This window comes from Allobosea sp. 67-29 (assembly GCF_001898115.1).
GTDB lineage: Bacteria > Pseudomonadota > Alphaproteobacteria > Rhizobiales > Beijerinckiaceae > Allobosea.
The window spans coordinates 1-15,657 of sequence record NZ_MKSQ01000025.1; the positions used below are offsets into that span (position 1 = coordinate 1).

A 15,657-nucleotide genomic window follows, 5' to 3' on the forward strand; every position below is an offset into this window, starting at 1 on the left:
TGCCGTGCTTCGCATAAACTCATTGAGACAGAGGCTGAACGAAAGTGAATGTCACGCAACTTCACGATCTACCGACCCCAAACTCATACCCCCGCCCCCTCGGGCATTACCAGAAACCATCATTAATTCAATAGGTTACCGCATGCGACGCGGTTGATCCACAATCACCCGTCCGGCGATCCGACTCCGTCAGGCGCCGACATGCGGATGACGCGCGAGCTCGTCGATATCGCGAAGCCGCTCGGCATCGCGATCCACGACCACATCATCGTCGGCCGCGACGGCCACGCCAGCTTCCGCAGCCTCGGCCTGTTCGACGAGTGAAGGGACGGGCGCGGCATGGCGCAGATCGCGATCAAGCGGGTTTACGAGCCGGCCGTTCCACAGGACGGCACCCGCATCCTGGTGGATCGGCTCTGGCCGCGGGGCGTCGCCAAGGACCGGATCGACCTCTGGCTCCGCGATCTCGCGCCGAGCGATGCGCTGCGTCGCGAATTCCACGGCCATCCGGAGCAGTGGGAGACCTTCCGCGCCGCCTATGCGGTCGAGCTCGGCAGCGCCCCGGCCCAGGCCACCCTCGCCATCTTGAGGGACACGATCGCCGCCGGCCCGGTGACGCTGCTCTATGCGGCGAAGGAGGAGGTCCGCAACAACGCCGAGGCCCTGCGACTTTGGCTTGCCGGCCACGGCTTTCCCAAGCCCTGACCGCAAGATTGCTTTCGCGCAGCTCAGCCGAGTTCCTGGGCGAGCCCGATGAGAAGCCCTTCGGGTCCGCGGATGTAGCAGAGCCGATAGGCGCCCTTGTACTCGACGATTTCCCCTACGAGCTTCGCCCCGTGCGGACGGAGCCTTTCAAGCGTTTCGTCGAGGTCGTCCACCGCGAACATGACGCGCAGGTACCCCAGAGCGTTGACGGGCGCGCGTCTATGATCTGCGACGACGGGCGGCCTGATGAAACGGGAGAGCTCAAGCCGGCTGTGGCCGTCCGGCGTGCGCATCATGGCGATCTCGACGTGCTGATCGCCCAGTCTGGTGACGCGCCCGGCCCATTCTCCCTCGACCGTGGCCCGCCCTTCGAGCTCGAGCCCGAGGTCACGAAAGAAATCGATCGTCCCGCCGAGATCTTCGACGACGATTCCGACGTTATCCATTCGCTTGAGCGCCATACTCCAACCTCCAACATGCCGCCTGGTCCAACAACAGAGGCATGAGCTGCCCCGATCTCGGCGGCCATCCAGGCACGATTCCCCCCCGTTCGCATCAGAAGCTTGAGTGATGGGTCATCTCAAACCCTCTCGGCGCTCAGTTGAACCTTGGACCATCCGCCAAGCCTGCAAGCCCTAGGCTGCACAACGAATAGGCAGCCTTGCCCGTTCGGCTGCCCCTTCCCCCTCTTCCCGAACGCCAGCGAATGCGCATAGGCTGACGGAAAGGGAGAAGACAGCCGCATGGTTGCGTTCGATGAGATGACCGGCTCGGGGCATGAGTTGAGGCCGGCCTATGACGCGCTCGACCGCTGGCTGAAGGAAGCCCCACCCGAGATGCTGGCCCTGCGGCGCTCCCAGGCGGAACTGTTCTTCCGGCGCATCGGCATCACCTTCGCGGTCTATGGCGACGAGGAATCCACCGAGCGCCTGATCCCCTTCGACATCATCCCGCGCGTGCTCACCAAGCCGGAATGGACCAAGCTGGAAAAGGGCCTGCGCCAGCGCGTCACTGCGCTCAACATGTTCCTGGCCGACGTCTACGGCCCGAAGGAATGCCTGAAGGCCGGCATCATCCCGCCCGATCTGGTCTACCGCAACGCCTGCTACCAGCTCGAAATGGTCGATTTCAAGGTGCCGCACGGCGTCTATTGCCACATCGCCGGCATCGACGTGGTCCGGGTCGACGCCGACACCTTCTACGTGCTCGAGGACAATGCCCGCACGCCCTCCGGGGTCTCCTACATGATGGAGAACCGCGAGGTGATGCTCAGGCTCTTCCCCGAGCTCTTCGCCATGCACCGCGTGGCGCCGGTCGACAACTATCCCGACCAGCTGCTGGCGACCCTGCGCTCGGTCGCGCCGCGCAGCGCCCCTTCCGACCCCACGATCTGCCTGCTGACGCCCGGCCAGTATAATTCGGCCTTCTACGAGCACTCCTTCCTGGCCGACAAGCTCGGCGTCGAACTGGTCGAGGGTTCCGACCTGCTGGTCAGGGATGACGTCGTCTACATGCGGACCACGCAGGGGCCGAAGCGCGTCGACGTGATCTACCGGCGCATCGATGACGACTACATCGACCCGCTCGTCTTCCGCAGCGATTCCGTGCTCGGCGTCCCCGGCATCATCGGCGCCTACAAGGCCGGCAACGTCACGCTGGCCAACGCGGTCGGCACCGGCGTTGCCGACGACAAGGCGGTCTACAGCTACATGCCGGAGATCGTGAAGTTCTACACCGGCGAGGAGCCGATCCTGAAGAACGTCCCGACCTTCCGCTGCCGCGAGCCCGAGGCCAATGCCTATGTGCTCGACAATCTCGAGAAGCTGGTGGTCAAGGAGGTCAACGGCTCCGGCGGCTACGGCATGCTGGTCGGTCCGCACGCCAACAAGGCGCAGATCGAGACCTTCCGGCGCAAGCTCAAGGCGAGCCCCGAGGGCTTTATCGCGCAGCCGACGCTGGCGCTCTCGACCTGCCCCACCTTCGTCGCCTCCGGCGTCGCGCCACGCCATGTCGACCTGCGCCCCTATGTGCTCTCCGGCGCCAACGGCATCTCCTGCGTGCCGGGCGGGCTGACCCGCGTCGCGCTCAAGGAAGGCTCGCTCGTCGTCAATTCCAGCCAGGGCGGCGGCACCAAGGACACCTGGGTGCTCGACGCATGACGGACACCGGCTGCCGACCCGCCCAGTCCCGCACATCGCCTGCCACGCTGCGGAAAGGCCTTCGCTAACCATGCTCTCGCGCACCGCAGACAGCCTCTACTGGGTCTCCCGCTATGTCGAGCGGGCCGAATACCTCGCCCGGATCCTCGACGCCACGACCCGCCTCACCAACCTGCCCTCGACCTATGGCGGCGCCGGCACCGAATGGCAGAGTGCAGTGTCGACCGCCGGCTGCGAGGATGAATTCGCCGCCGCCTATGGCGAGGCCAACGAGCGCAATGTCTGCGACTTCCTGACCTTTCACCCCGACAACCCGTCCTCGATCCGCAACTGCCTCGCCCAGGCGCGCTCCAACGCCCGTGCCGTGCGCACCGCGCTGACCTCGGAGATGTGGGACGCGCTCAACGGAGCCTGGCTGGAGCTCCAGCGCTTCGAGAAGAAGCGCATGGATCGCGAGGAATTCGCCCGCTTCCTCGACTGGGTGAAGAACGTCTCGCTGGTCTTCGACGGCTCGGCCTACCGGACGATGCTGCGCGACGACGGCTACTGGTTCTCGCGGCTCGGCGTCTATATCGAGCGCGCCGACAACACCGCCCGCATCCTCGACGTGAAGTATCATGTGCTGCTGCCGGCCAACGAGCAGGTCGGCGGCTCGCTCGACTATTTCCAGTGGACCACGGTGCTGCGCGAGGTCTCGGCGCTGACGGCCTATCACTGGGTCTATCGCGAGGCGGTGAAGCCGATCCTGATCGCGGACCTGCTCATCCTGAACCGCCGCATGCCACGTTCGCTGGCCGCCTGCTACGAGAGCATCTCGCGCTTCCTCGACTCCCTCGGTGACGCCTACGGCCGTCAGGGCCCGGCCCAGCGCCAGGCCCGCAAGACGCTGGCGAATCTCAACAACACCCGCATCGAAGGCGTCTTCCAGCACGGGCTGCACGAGTTCATCGAGGATTTCATCACCGAGAACAACGGCCTCAGCAACACCATCTTCGAGCAATATCTGCAGTGACCCGCCCGCCTCGCCCGACGCGGGCAGGCCGACAGAACAACAGCGCCGCGCGCGAAATGGCCGACGACCCATGCGGATCAGGATCTCCCACGCGATCAGCTACGAATATGCCGAGCCGGCGCGCCACATCACGCAGATCCTGCGCCTGACGCCGCGCGACCATGACGGCCAGCATGTCATGTCCTGGCGGATCGAGCCCGGCATCGACGGCCGGCTGCGGGCCGGCCAGGACGCGCATGGCAATATCGTCCACACATTCTATGCCGACGGGCCGATCTCGGCGCTGGCGATCCGGATCGATGGCTTGATCGAGACGACGGACCTTGCCGGCGTCGTCCGCGGCGGGCTGGAGCGCGTGCCGTGCGACGTCTACCGGCGCGACACGCTGCTCACCGCACAGGACGATGCGCTGCGTGCCTTCGCCGAGGAGGCCGCAGCCGGCGCCGGTACGCCGCTCTCGCAGATGCATGCGCTGATGGCGGCGCTCGGCGAGCGCATGACCTGCCTCGACGCCAGCGGGCGCACCGGCGTCGGAGCACCGGCGGCTTTCGCGGCGGGAGATGCGATCGCACAGGACATCGCCCATGTCTTCATGGCCTGCGCCCGCCATCTCGGCCAGCCGGCCCGCTATGTCTCCGGCTACGTCGCGCAGCAGGACGGGCTGACGAGCGGCAGCGGCGCGCACGCCTGGGCCGAGGTCCATCTCGACGACTACGGCTGGATCGGCTTCGACTGCGTCAACGGGCTGTGCCCCATCGACACCCATGTCCGTGTCGCGGTAGGTCTGGACTTTGCCGATGCGGCTCCCGTCAGGGGCTCGCGCCAGGGCGGTGGCGGCGAGAGCCTCAATGTCGTCGTCACGGCACGGGAAGCCGGCCGGCAGGCCAGCCAGTAGCCGAGCCCGCCGGCGCCTCGGCCAGGCGATTGAAGGATCGAGACCTTGACCTATTGCGCCGGAATCCTCGTGCAGGACGGGCTGGTGATGATCGCCGACACCCGGACCAATGCCGGGCTCGACGACATCTCGACCTTCCGCAAGCTCCATGTCTTCTCCTGGCCCGGCGACCGCAGCTTCGGGCTCACCACGGCCGGCAATCTCTCGATCACGCAATCGGTCGTCAGCTTCCTCCACGAGGGCCTCGCGAACCCGGAAACCGGCGAGGTCGAGACGCTGCAGAACGCGACCAGCATGTTCCGGGCCGCGCAGCTCGTCGGCCGCTGCGTCCGCCACGTCCGCGACGTCGACGGGCCGGCGCTCGAGGAAGCCGGCCTGAAATTCGAGATGTCCATGCTGTTCGGCGGGCAGATCAAGGGCCAGCCGATGCGGCTCTTCATGATCTACAGCGCCGGCAACTTCATCGAATGCGGCATCGACGCGCCCTTCCTGCAGATCGGCGAGCACAAATACGGCAAGCCGATCCTCGACCGCGCCGTCACCTTCAAGACCCATCTCTACGATGCGCTCAAGGTCGGCCTGATCTCGATGGATTCGACCATGCGCTCCAATCTCGGCGTCGGCCTGCCGATCGACCTCATCGTCATGCGCCGCGACGCCGACGACTTCGAGCTCAACCATCGCATCGAGGCAGGAGAGCCCTATTTCCACGACCTCCGCGAGCGCTGGTCAGCTGCGCTCAGGGCCGCCCACATGGCCATCCCGCGCCCGCCCTACGGGCAGGGCCCGACATGACATCGCGGGCAAATCGGCGGGCCGAGGCAACGGGATGTCAATCTTTCGGCAGTTAGGTCGCAGGGAAGGACCGAAGCCGGACATCGAATGTCTCAGACTGCCAGCGCGAAGATGACGAATGCGGGTTCATCCGCTCGCATGTTCGCGAGCACCGTGGCGACGCTCGGCTGCGCCTTCCTGCTGCTCATGGCTGCGGGCGCGGCCGTGGTGATCGCGATCACCCGCGAGGCCAACCAGCTCGAGGCCCAGCGCCAGCGCGAGCGCATCGAGGCGGCTTTCAACACCCAGACCCGCTCGAGCGAGCTGCGGCTGGAAAGGCTGGTGATCGCCGGCGATTTCCAGGAGACCCTGCGCGGCCCGGCGCCGCGTGCGGGCCTCCAGCTCGCCTTCGCGCGCCTCCATGCCCAGTTCGCCGAGTTCGACGGAGCCTATGTGGTTTCGCGCCCCGGAACCGTCCTGGCCGGGCTGGAGGGGAACGCGCCCGCCGGCCAGGCAGGCTATGACGGGCTGCGCCACTTCAGCGAGTTCATTCCCGGCGGCGACAGCCAGGCCGCCCTGCTCGATCCGGCGCCGAACCGGAACTCGACCTGGTCCACCATTGCCAGCAACGGCAGCGATACCATCCTGCTCATGGTGATCGATCTCTCGCGGATCGCCACCCCGGTCGTATCCCCGGATCTCGGGCCACTCTCCTTCGTCGCCTATCGGCGCCTGTCCGGCACGATGCTGGCCGAGCTCGCGGACGGCTATCGCGTCGCGGGCATGCGGCTGGTGGAGAAGCCGCCGGCCGACCCGCTGTCGAGCCTGCCCATCCCGGCACCCGACGCGTCGGTCAGCACCTGGCTGACCTGGACGCCGGGCCGGCCCGGCGACATCATGCTGGAGCGGTTTCTCTGGGCGCTGATCGCGGTCGGGTTGCTGTTCTCGGGCATCATTGTCTTCGCCGTGCAGCGCCTGCGCTCGGCAGCAGTGCAGATCACGCTGCGCGAGCAGGAGATCCAGCGTCTGGCGGGACAGGACGAGCTTTCCCGGCTGCCGAACCGCCGCAGCTTCGACCTCACCTTCGACCAGGCCCTGGCGGGGCTTGATCGCGAGCATGGCGGCCTTGCCGTCATCCTGATCGACCTCGACCGCTTCAAGGCCGTCAACGACACCTATGGCCATACGGCGGGCGACGACCTCATCCGTCAGGTCGCCAACAGGCTGCTCGGCGTGGTCCGGGCGAGCGATACCGTGGCCCGCCTCGGCGGCGACGAATTCGGCATCCTCCAGGCGGACGCCTCGCCGGCCGACAGCGCCGCGCTGGGCGAGCGCATCCTGGCGACCCTCACCGCGCCCTTCGCCGTCATGGGCGTCGAAGTGACGATCGGCTGCTCCGTCGGCATCGCCGTGGCGCCGCGCGACGGCACGGACCGCGAGACCCTGCTGCGCCTCGCCGATACCGCCCTCTACGAGGCGAAGAACAGCGGCCGGAACCGCTTCTCCTTCTTCGAGCCGCAGATGAACCGCTCGCTGCAGGTCAAGCGCATGGTCGAGGACGACCTGCGCAACGCCATCGAGCGCGACGAGCTGACGCTGCACTACCAGCCCCAGGTCTCGATCGACGGCGCCACCATTATCGGCGTCGAGGCGCTGGTGCGCTGGCCGCATCCGGTGCACGGCATGATCCCGCCATCGGAGTTCATCACCATCGCCGAGGAGCGCGGCCTCATCGTGCCGCTCAGCGAATGGGTGCTGCGACGGGCCTGCCGCGAGGCGAAGCGCTGGAAGGGCATCCGCCTGGCGGTCAACGTCTCGCCGATCCAGTTCCGGCACAAGGATTTCGTCGCCAACGTCATCCGGATCATCGAGGAGACGAACTTCGATCCGGCCCAGCTCGAGCTCGAGCTGACGGAAGGCGTGCTGATCGAGGACGCCGACGCCGCCGAGACGGCGATGATGGACATCCGTGCCCATGGCGTCGGCCTGGCGCTCGACGATTTCGGCACCGGCTATTCCAGCCTGATCTATCTGCGCCGCTTCGCCTTCGACAAGATCAAGATCGACCGCACCTTCCTGGAATACATGGAGGAGGCCGGCGAATCCGCGATCCTCGTCCACTCCATGGCACATCTGGGCCGCGCGCTCGGCCTGCGCGTCTGCGCCGAAGGTGTCGAGACGGCCGAGCAGCACCGCTTCCTGCAGGCCATCGGCTGCCATGAGTTGCAGGGCTTCCTGTTCTCGAAGGCGGTGCCGGCCGAGGAAATCGACCGCCTGCTGACCGTGAACAACCCTTTTGCTGAGGCTCTGGCTGCCTGACCGCGCCGGCGCGGCTCAGAAGAGCAATTCGTGAATGCCGCTGAAGATGGCATAGGCGAAGCCGGCGCTGAGCAGCAGCCCGATCGCCCCCAGCACCGCCCCGGCGATGATCAGCACCCCGTCACGCTCGACGAGGCCGAGCCCGACGAGGCAGACCGCCAGGCCCAGCGGGATCTGGCCGATGAACGGCGCCGCGACGATCAGCCCGAGCGCCAGGATCAGGATGACGAGGCCGAGCACCGGGACCGCATAGGCGCCGCCGAGCATCGTCAACCGCGGGCGCGAGAAGCGCTCCAGCCAGACCAGCGGCGGCAGGGCGCGCCCGACGGCGCGGCTCAGCTCCGGCTTGCCGATGCTGCGGTTGAGCAGGGCCCGCGGCAGCCAGGGCGTCTTGCGGCCGAGCAGCATCTGCAGCGCGACGAAGGCGAGCACCAGCCCGCAGACCAGCGGGATCGGCGGCGGCATCGGCAGGCAGTTCGGCAGGCCGAGCAGGACCACGAGCAGCGCATAGGCGCGGTCCTGCAGCGCCGCGATGATCGTCTCGACGGCAACGCGCTCGCCGGGCAGGCCAGCCAACGCCTTCAGAAGTCCGGATGTGCGTAAGGGAGATGACAAGAGAGCCAGGCCGTGCCGGTTTGAGCCGCCCGCCTAGCACGCCCGGGCGACCAGCAACAAGCACGCGCCACGCAGCCGTTCAATGCAGCGTCAGCACACCGTTGACCGTGCGGATCTCCGCCGGGCGGATCAGGCGGGCATGCGCGACGGTGACGGAATGCACCGGCCCTTCGAGCTCGCGGCGCCAGAAGTCGAGGAAATCCTTGAGGACGGGAAAGCGCGGCGCGACGTCGTATTGCTGCCAGATAAAGGTCTGCAGCACGCTGCGATGATCCGGCATGCGGTACAGGATCGTCGCGGTCGTCAGCCCGTAGCCTTCCAGCTGCCTGATGAAATCCGCTGAAACCATCGTCACCTCCCCTCCTGCCTCGGAATGAAAGTTAGCCGGCCCCTCCAAGGCTGCGCCCGCTTGGTTAACGAAAGGTTGCAAGTCTCCTGCCAAACTGCTGCTATTGCCGGGCCTGCCGCCAGAGCGGAACCGCCGGAGCGGCAGGGCCGGGGGCGGGCGTGGCGTGTGGCTGGCTTCAGCTGGGGCGGACCGGGGCGGCGTTGCTCGTCGCCGCCCTCCCCCTGTCCGCCGCCCGCGCCGACGAGGAGGAGACGGAGACCGAGCGTTCTCCGGTCTCGATGGTCATCTTCGGATCGATGGAGGCCGGCCCGGGCAAGACCTTCCTGTCTGTCGGCATGAAGCGCGCGCTCGGCGGCGGCCTGGCGCAGAGCGGCTTCCGCCTCTTCGTGAAGGCCGGCGGCTCCCAGGAGGAGACGCGCCGCCGCGTGCCGCACGGCACCACCTACAAGGCCGAGAGCCAGGCCCTGATCGGCTATGAATGGCGCATCGGCGACAGCTTCCTCGCACTCTATGCCGGCTCGGACACCGAGAGCGAGCAGCGCATGGAGCCCTTCGGCCTGGCCTTCGTCGAAACGCGGTACGGCGTCCGGCTGCAGGGCGACCTCTGGTCGACGCCGCTGCCCGGCATGATGCTCCAGGCCAGCGCCTATGTCTCGACGCTGAACGGGCGGCTCTGGGGCCGCATAGCGCCCGGTTGGCGGCTGCCGCTCGGCTTCTACGCCGGACCGGAGCTGGAAGCTTATCGCGAGCGCGGCTACCGGAAGCTGCGCCTTGGCCTGCATCTGACGAGCCTGCGCCTGCTCGGCCTCGAATGGCGGCTCTCCGGCGGCTGGCAACAGACCAGCGACCGCGCAGCCGCCTTCTATACGACGCTCGGCCTGCATTGGCTGCGATAGCGCAGGGCGCGCCCCGCCTCAGCCCTGCAGGGCCTTGAGCGCCTCCGGCGTATCGACGTCGATGGCGATCGCGGGATCCTCGAATGGCACCTCGACCACGCGATTGCCGGCCTCGTCGAGCAGCCGGCGTGCGCCGCGATCCCCGCTCAGCAGCGAGACCGCGGGAAAGATCGCCCGCGCCAGCAGAACCGGGTTGCCGCGGTGGCCGAACAGCGTCGGCACGACGGCGAGCGCGTCCGGTTGCCGGAGATGGCTCTCGGCCAATCGCTCGATCACCTGCGGCGTCACGTTCGGCATGTCGCCGAGCGAGACCACCGCTGCCTCGGCGTCGGGCGGCAGCGCCGCCACGCCGGCCCGCAGCGAACCGGCGAGCCCGGAGGCATAGTCGGGGTTGTGGACGAAGCGAACCGGCAGATCGGCGAGGACAGCCTCGACCTCCTCGCGCTGATGGCCCGTGACCACCAGCACCGGGGCGAGCCTGGCCTCGAGCTGCGCCTCGACCGCGTGCCGTAGGATCGGGCGGCCGCGCAGCTCCTGCAGCAGCTTGTTGTCCGCACCCATCCGGGTGGAACGCCCCGCCGCCAGCACGATTCCCGCCACCGTCCCTGGGCCGTTCTGCCCGGGCGCGCGAGGCTGCGGCCGCGACACGATCTCCATCAGCAGGCCGCCGACGCCCATGCGCTGCACGTCGGCACGGCCCACCGGAATGCCGGCCAGATGGCGCTGCAGAACCCAGTCGAAGCTGTTCTCCTTGGGCGAGCGCGCGCAGCCCGGCGCGCCGATCACCGGCTTGCCGCCGATCTCGCCCAGCATCAGCAGGTTGCCGGGATCGACCGGCATGCCGAGATGCTCGACCCGGCCGCCGGCCTCGACCAGCGCCTGCGGGATCACGTCGCGCCGGTCGGTGATGGCCGAGGCTCCGAAGATGACGACGATGTCGCTCTCGCCCCGGGCCAGTGCCGAGATGCACGCCGCCAGCGGTGCTGCGTCATGCGGCACCCGCTCGTCGGCGGAGAGCACCGCCGCCGACGGCTCGAGACGGTCCCTCATCACGCGCATCGTCTTGTCGATAACGCTCGGCTTGAGGCCCGGCAGCGTAGTCGAGATCACGCCGACCTTCGAGGGCCGATAGGCCGCGACCGCGACGGCAGGCCGCGCCCCGAGCGCGGCGAGCGCCTGCTCCACCCGAGCGTGCGAGACGGCATAGGGAATGATCTTGACCGTGGCGACGAGCTCTCCCGCGACGACGGCCTTCAGCGCCGGCAGCGTCGCCACGGTGATCGCCTCGTCCACCGCATTGAAGCCGTCGATCGACGCGACATCGACCTGCAACACGCCCGCCACGGCGGCGAACAGGTTGACGCGCCCGGTGAACGGGGCCTCGGCGGTGATGTTGCCGCCGGTCAGGCGCGCCGCCAGCCGGGACGCAGCCTCGTTCTCGGCGACGTCACCATCCTCCAGCCGCACCGCGACGATCTCGCGGATGCCCTCCGCCGCGAGCTTCGCGGCAATCTCGTCCGTGATGGAAGCGCCCTTCTTCACCGTCGCGCCGCCGGCCCGGATGGTATGGGCGGCGATGCAGCCGACGGAATCGGCGATGGCGACGGGACCGAACTTCATGGCGGGCTGCCCTTCACGCCGGCTTCCGGCGCGGGCCGCGCAGGCTGCTGACGATCTCGGCCAGGATGGCGAGCGCGATTTCGGCCGGGGAGACGGCGCCGATGTCGAGCCCGATCGGGGCATGGATGCGCCCCGTCGCGGTCGCGTCGAAGCCCGCCGCAGCAAGCCGCTCCAGCCGCTTGCCATGCGTCTTTCGGCTGCCGAGCGCACCGATATAGAAGCAATCCGAGCGCAGCGCCGCGATGAGGCCGGGATCGTCGATCTTCGGATCATGCGTCAGCGCGACGAAGGCGGTGTAGCCGTCGAGCCCGATCCGGGGAAGCGCCTCCTCCGGCCATTCCGGCAGCAGCGTCACGCCCGGGAAGCGCTCCGGGGTGGCGAAGGCGGTACGGGGGTCGATCACGACGAGGTCGAGGTCGAGCGCCTTCGCCATCGGCGCCATGGCCTGCGAGATATGCACCGCGCCCGTTACCACGATGCGCGGGTGCGGCGCCTGGACGGTGAGGAAATAGGAGACGCCTTCCGCCTCCACCGTGCCGCTCTTGCCGGTGCGCAGCTGCTTCTCGATCAGCTCCGCGAGCGGATCGGCCGCAATCTCGCCTTGCCGGACCAGCCGTTGCGCGCCGCTGGCGGATTCGGTGACGAGCACGGCCGCACGTCGCGCCGCGCGTTCGGCATTGAGCGCCGAGAGAATGGCGAGATCCACGCCGTCAGCCCCTGTCGGTCGCGAGCTTGAGGCCGAGCCCGATCATCAGCGAGCCGCCGATCCAGCGCCCGAGGGCGAAGCCGGCCCTGGTCTTCTTCATTGCCCCGACAACGAAAGAGGCGCCGAAGACGGTGACCAGGTCGGCCGACGAAAAGGCGAAATTCACGATGACGCCGAGGATCAGCAACTGTGCCCAGACCGGCAGCGACCCCGCCGGATCGACGAACTGGGGAAGCAGGGCGATGAAGAACAAGGCGACCTTCGGGTTCAGCACCTCGACGATGAAGGAATCGAGCAGCGCCCGTTTCACGGTCTTCGCCGGCGCCAGCGGCTGGTCGGCGGCGCCGAGGCGCGAGCGGATCATGCCGATGCCGATCCAGACCAGATAGAGCGCACCGGCGATCTTCACCGCCATGTAGAGCTCCGGCACGTGCCGGAACACGGCGGAGAGCCCGAATGCCGCGGCGAAGACATGCAGATAGCAGCCGAGATGGATGCCGAGCATGGCCATCAGTCCGGCCTTGCGGCCATGGCTGATCGTCTGCGCGGCCGTATAGAGCAGCGCCGGTCCCGGAAAATAGGCGACGAGGATGGTGACCGTCGCGAAGGCGACGAGGGTTTCCCAGGAAGCCATCAGCGCGCCGCCTCCCCGCGGACCGGCTCGACATAGACCTTGATGCGCCCACCGCAGGAGAGCCCGACCTTCCAGGCCGTCTCGTCGGCGACGCCGAACTCGAGCACCCGCGGCTTGCCGTCGGCGATGACGTCGGCGGCCTCGGCCACCACCGCCCCTTCGACGCAGCCGCCCGAGACGGAGCCGAGGAAATTCCCCTCCCCGTCGATCACGAGATGCGAGCCGACGGGGCGCGGCGCCGAGCCCCAGGTCTCGACCACGGTCGCAATGGCGACGCCGCGGCCGGCAGCGGCCCATTCCTCGGCGGCGCGCAGGATATCGGTTTCGGTGCTGATCATGCTGACTGTTCCCTCGGGATGAGGCTTAGCCTTCAACAGATCATGCCTCAACCGGCCTTCTTCAACCACTGGCGCGGATCGCTCTCCCGCCCTGCATCCAGCGACAGCGCGGCGCAGAGATCGGCCATCGCCGCGAGGTTGTGGATCGGCCGGAAGGAATCGACATGCGGCAGCATCGCCCGGATGCCGCTCGCCCGCGCCGCAAAAGCATCGTAGCGCAGGAGCGGGTTGAGCCAGACAAGTTGCCGGCAGGAGCGGTGCAGCCGGTCCATCTCGAAGGCGAGACTGTCGTCGAGATGCCGCTCCAGCCCATCGGTGAAGAGCAGCACGATCGCCCCGCCCGCCAGCACGCGCCGCGACCAGACCCGGTTGAACTCGTGCAGCGCCGCCGAGATCCGCGTGCCGCCCTCCCAGTCGGGCGCAGCCTTACCGGCGAGCGCCAGCGCCTCGTCCGGATCGCGTGCCTTCAGCATCCGGGTGACGTTTGTCAGCCGCGTGCCGAAGACGAAGGAATGCACCCGCCGGCGCTTCTCGGTCAGCGCGTGCAGGAAATGCAGGAAGATGCGGGAGTACTCGGCCATCGAGCCGGAGATATCGACGAGCGCGACCACCGGCGGGTGCATCTCGCGCCGCTCCCGGAAGGCGAGGTCGATCGAGCCGCCGCCTCCCCTGAGCGATTGCCGCAAGGTCCGGCGCAGGTCGATGGTCCGCCCATGCGCCAGGGGCCGAAACCGCCGCGTGGGCACGCTGTCGTCCGGCAGCCTGAGCTCGGCGATGAGCTGCTTGGCGCGGGCGATCTCGGCCGCGCTCATCTGGGCGAAATCGCGCGACTTCAGCATCTCGCGGTCCGACACCGTGAGCCGCGCCGTCAGCTCCGTCAGTTCCACCGGAGGCTCGTCTTCCCGCGGTGGCGGCGAGAAGGCCTCCGCCACGCGCAGCGCGCCGGCCTCCGCCTTTTCGGGCTGCCGATCGGCACCGGGCGAGACCGGCGACATCTGCGCCATGATCTTCTCGATCAGGTTTCGCCGTCGCCAGAACAGGCGAAACGCCTGGTCGTAGAGCGGACTGTCCTCATGCTTCTTCACGAAGATCGCATGCAGCGCCCAATAGACGTCGTCGCGGCCGCCGAGCGCACCGCTGCCCAAAGCCTCGATCGCCTCGACCAGCGCACCCGGCCCGACAGGCAGGCCCGCCGCCCGCAGGGCACGGGCGAAATAGGCGACGTTCTCGGGAAGCTTGCCGGTCACGCCCCGGCGGTCTCCGTCATGAAGACCTTCTGGACGATCTGCCAGCGGCTCTCGATCTTCAGCAGCGAGAGCAGGTCGGTGAAATAGCGCGGCGGCATCTGGCACTTCACCTTCACCATCGCCAGTGTCGGGCCGACCAGGTCGATCGTCAGGATATGATCGTCGCGCTGCAGGCCGGCCTTCTGCGGCGAGGGCCGGTTGCGGACGGCCTCCAGCCATTGCTCGCGCGGCAGGATCTGGATCGTGCCGTCCTCGCGCGCCGTAGTCAGCGCGCTGGTCGGATGGAAAACATGGGCGAGCTTCTCCGCATCGCCTTCATAGAGGCCGTCAAGATAGGTCCGCACCGTCGCTTCGACGGCCTTGATGTCCGCATTCATGGCACCGCCTCCCGCCTGTCAGGCCGGCCTGTCGCCGCTGAGGAGCTAGCGCCCGGCCTCGGCCTTGGCCTGGTCCAGCAGCTCCTTCACCTTCGAGCCCTGCATCGCCTGGATATCGTCCTGATACTTCAGCAGCGCGCCCAGCGTATCCGAAACCACCGTCGGGTCGAGAGCGACGGCATCGAGCTCGACCAGTGCCGTCGCCCAGTCGAGCGACTCGGCCACGCCGGGTGCCTTGAACAGCTCTTCCTTGCGGATCGCCTGCACGAAGGAGACGACCTGCTTGGAGAGCTTTGCCGGCGCATCCGGCACCTTCGCCTTCAGGATGGCGAGCTCGCGGGTGGCATCGGGATAGCCGACCCAGTGATAGAGGCAGCGCCGCTTCAGCGCGTCGTGGATCTCGCGGGTGCGGTTCGAGGTCAGGATCACGATCGGCGGCTCGGCCGCCTTGACCGTGCCGAACTCCGGGATCGTCACCTGCGCATCGGCCAGCACCTCGAGCAGGAAGGCCTCGAAGGCCTCGTCGGTGCGGTCGAGCTCGTCGATCAGCAGGATCGGCGCCCCACCCTCCTGCGGCTCCAGCGCCTGCAACAGCGGCCGCTTGACCAGATATTTCTCGGAGAAGATGTCGCCTTCCAGCCGGTCGCGATCCTCCGCGACGCCGCTGGCCTCCGCCAGCCGGATCGCCATCATCTGCCCGGCATAGTTCCATTCGTAGACGGCGGAAGCGAGGTCGAGCCCCTCATAGCATTGCAGCCGGATCAGCCGGCGCCCGAGCCCGGCCGAGAGCACCTTGGCGATCTCGGTCTTGCCGGTGCCGGCCTCGCCTTCCAGCAGCAGCGGCCGCTTCATCCGGAGCGCGAGGAAGAGCACGGTGGCCAGTGAGCGATCGGCGACATAGCCCTGCCCCTGAAGCAGTGCGAGCGCGGCGTCGATGGAGGAAGGCAGAGGAGAAGACATGACAACTCGCGTCATGCCCGGGCATGTCCCGGACATTTTCTGATCGAAGGC

The 15,657-nt window shown here is 67.9% G+C and carries 17 protein-coding genes and 1 pseudogene; 8 read left to right on the forward strand and 10 right to left on the reverse strand.

All coding sequences use genetic code 11. The features are described 5' to 3' along the window. Positions 1 to 153 precede the first annotated feature (153 nt). Both BGO20_RS18585 and BGO20_RS18590 read left to right on the forward strand, forming a co-directional pair. Positions 154 to 324, forward strand: a pseudogene (locus tag BGO20_RS18585) (JAB domain-containing protein); the annotation flags it as partial. Positions 325 to 339: 15 nt separating this feature from the next. Continuing rightward, the gene (locus BGO20_RS18590; protein ID WP_291660832.1) at positions 340 to 705 is read left to right on the forward strand and encodes a DUF488 domain-containing protein; all 366 of its coding nucleotides are present in this window, start codon (positions 340 to 342) and stop codon (positions 703 to 705) included. A 23-nt stretch (positions 706 to 728) separates the two neighbouring features. Here BGO20_RS18590 and BGO20_RS18595 read toward each other — a convergent pair whose 3' ends face one another. Next, the gene (locus tag BGO20_RS18595; RefSeq protein WP_291660830.1) at positions 729 to 1,166 is read right to left on the reverse strand and encodes a VOC family protein; all 438 of its coding nucleotides are present in this window, start codon (positions 1,164 to 1,166) and stop codon (positions 729 to 731) included. 282 nt (positions 1,167 to 1,448) lie between these two features. Here BGO20_RS18595 and BGO20_RS18600 point away from each other — a divergent pair, with 282 nt between their 5' ends. The 5 genes from BGO20_RS18600 (at position 1,449) to BGO20_RS18620 (ending at position 7,864) form a co-directional block, all read left to right on the forward strand. Beyond that, the gene (locus BGO20_RS18600; RefSeq protein WP_291660829.1) at positions 1,449 to 2,864 is read left to right on the forward strand and encodes a circularly permuted type 2 ATP-grasp protein; all 1,416 of its coding nucleotides are present in this window, start codon (positions 1,449 to 1,451) and stop codon (positions 2,862 to 2,864) included. Between the two features lie 70 nt (positions 2,865 to 2,934). Continuing rightward, on the forward strand, positions 2,935 to 3,876 hold the full coding sequence (locus BGO20_RS18605) for an alpha-E domain-containing protein (protein ID WP_089174808.1): 942 nt from the start codon (positions 2,935 to 2,937) through the stop codon (positions 3,874 to 3,876). A gap of 70 nt (positions 3,877 to 3,946) precedes the next feature. Next, positions 3,947 to 4,771, forward strand: coding sequence for a transglutaminase family protein (locus BGO20_RS18610; RefSeq protein WP_291660827.1), 825 nt, complete (start codon positions 3,947 to 3,949; stop codon positions 4,769 to 4,771). Between the two features lie 45 nt (positions 4,772 to 4,816). After that, positions 4,817 to 5,566 carry a proteasome-type protease gene (locus tag BGO20_RS18615; protein ID WP_291660825.1) on the forward strand — a complete coding sequence of 250 codons (750 nt, stop codon included), beginning with the start codon at positions 4,817 to 4,819 and terminating at the stop codon, positions 5,564 to 5,566. Positions 5,567 to 5,704: 138 nt separating this feature from the next. Next, positions 5,705 to 7,864, forward strand: a complete 2,160-nt coding sequence (locus tag BGO20_RS18620; protein ID WP_291660823.1) for a putative bifunctional diguanylate cyclase/phosphodiesterase — start codon at positions 5,705 to 5,707, stop codon at positions 7,862 to 7,864. Positions 7,865 to 7,879: 15 nt separating this feature from the next. On the opposite strand, the gene BGO20_RS18625 is transcribed toward BGO20_RS18620, so the two are convergent. After that, on the reverse strand, positions 7,880 to 8,479 hold the full coding sequence (locus BGO20_RS18625; RefSeq protein WP_291660821.1) for an exopolysaccharide biosynthesis protein: 600 nt from the start codon (positions 8,477 to 8,479) through the stop codon (positions 7,880 to 7,882). A gap of 79 nt (positions 8,480 to 8,558) precedes the next feature. Further along, a complete protein-coding gene (locus BGO20_RS18630) occupies positions 8,559 to 8,828 on the reverse strand; it encodes an usg protein (RefSeq protein WP_291660878.1) in 270 nt (89 codons plus the stop codon). A 200-nt stretch (positions 8,829 to 9,028) separates the two neighbouring features. Here BGO20_RS18630 and bcsS point away from each other — a divergent pair, with 200 nt between their 5' ends. After that, positions 9,029 to 9,724 carry a cellulose biosynthesis protein BcsS gene (gene bcsS / locus BGO20_RS18635; protein ID WP_291660819.1) on the forward strand — a complete coding sequence of 232 codons (696 nt, stop codon included), beginning with the start codon at positions 9,029 to 9,031 and terminating at the stop codon, positions 9,722 to 9,724. Between the two features lie 18 nt (positions 9,725 to 9,742). On the opposite strand, the gene BGO20_RS18640 is transcribed toward bcsS, so the two are convergent. The 7 genes from BGO20_RS18640 to BGO20_RS18670 are packed head-to-tail and all read right to left on the reverse strand — an operon-like array spanning position 9,743 to position 15,606. Next, positions 9,743 to 11,344, reverse strand: a complete 1,602-nt coding sequence (locus tag BGO20_RS18640) for an NTP transferase domain-containing protein (protein ID WP_291660817.1) — start codon at positions 11,342 to 11,344, stop codon at positions 9,743 to 9,745. Between the two features lie 13 nt (positions 11,345 to 11,357). After that, positions 11,358 to 12,050 (reverse strand): XdhC family protein, encoded by a 693-nt coding sequence (locus tag BGO20_RS18645; RefSeq protein ID WP_291660816.1) that lies wholly within the window; start codon positions 12,048 to 12,050, stop codon positions 11,358 to 11,360. 4 nt (positions 12,051 to 12,054) lie between these two features. Next, positions 12,055 to 12,684: a LysE family translocator gene (locus BGO20_RS18650; protein WP_291660815.1), complete on the reverse strand. Its 630-nt coding sequence runs from the start codon at positions 12,682 to 12,684 to the stop codon at positions 12,055 to 12,057. Then, on the reverse strand, positions 12,684 to 13,022 hold the full coding sequence (locus BGO20_RS18655) for an XdhC family protein (protein WP_291660814.1): 339 nt from the start codon (positions 13,020 to 13,022) through the stop codon (positions 12,684 to 12,686). The genes BGO20_RS18650 and BGO20_RS18655 overlap by 1 nt, the downstream gene beginning before the upstream one ends. A 47-nt stretch (positions 13,023 to 13,069) precedes the next feature. Further along, positions 13,070 to 14,269 carry a vWA domain-containing protein gene (locus BGO20_RS18660; protein ID WP_291660813.1) on the reverse strand — a complete coding sequence of 400 codons (1,200 nt, stop codon included), beginning with the start codon at positions 14,267 to 14,269 and terminating at the stop codon, positions 13,070 to 13,072. Next, positions 14,266 to 14,646, reverse strand: a complete 381-nt coding sequence (locus BGO20_RS18665; RefSeq protein ID WP_291660810.1) for a nuclear transport factor 2 family protein — start codon at positions 14,644 to 14,646, stop codon at positions 14,266 to 14,268. The genes BGO20_RS18660 and BGO20_RS18665 overlap by 4 nt, the downstream gene beginning before the upstream one ends. A 45-nt stretch (positions 14,647 to 14,691) precedes the next feature. Next, positions 14,692 to 15,606 carry an AAA family ATPase gene (locus tag BGO20_RS18670; RefSeq protein ID WP_291660808.1) on the reverse strand — a complete coding sequence of 305 codons (915 nt, stop codon included), beginning with the start codon at positions 15,604 to 15,606 and terminating at the stop codon, positions 14,692 to 14,694. Positions 15,607 to 15,657 lie beyond the last annotated feature (51 nt).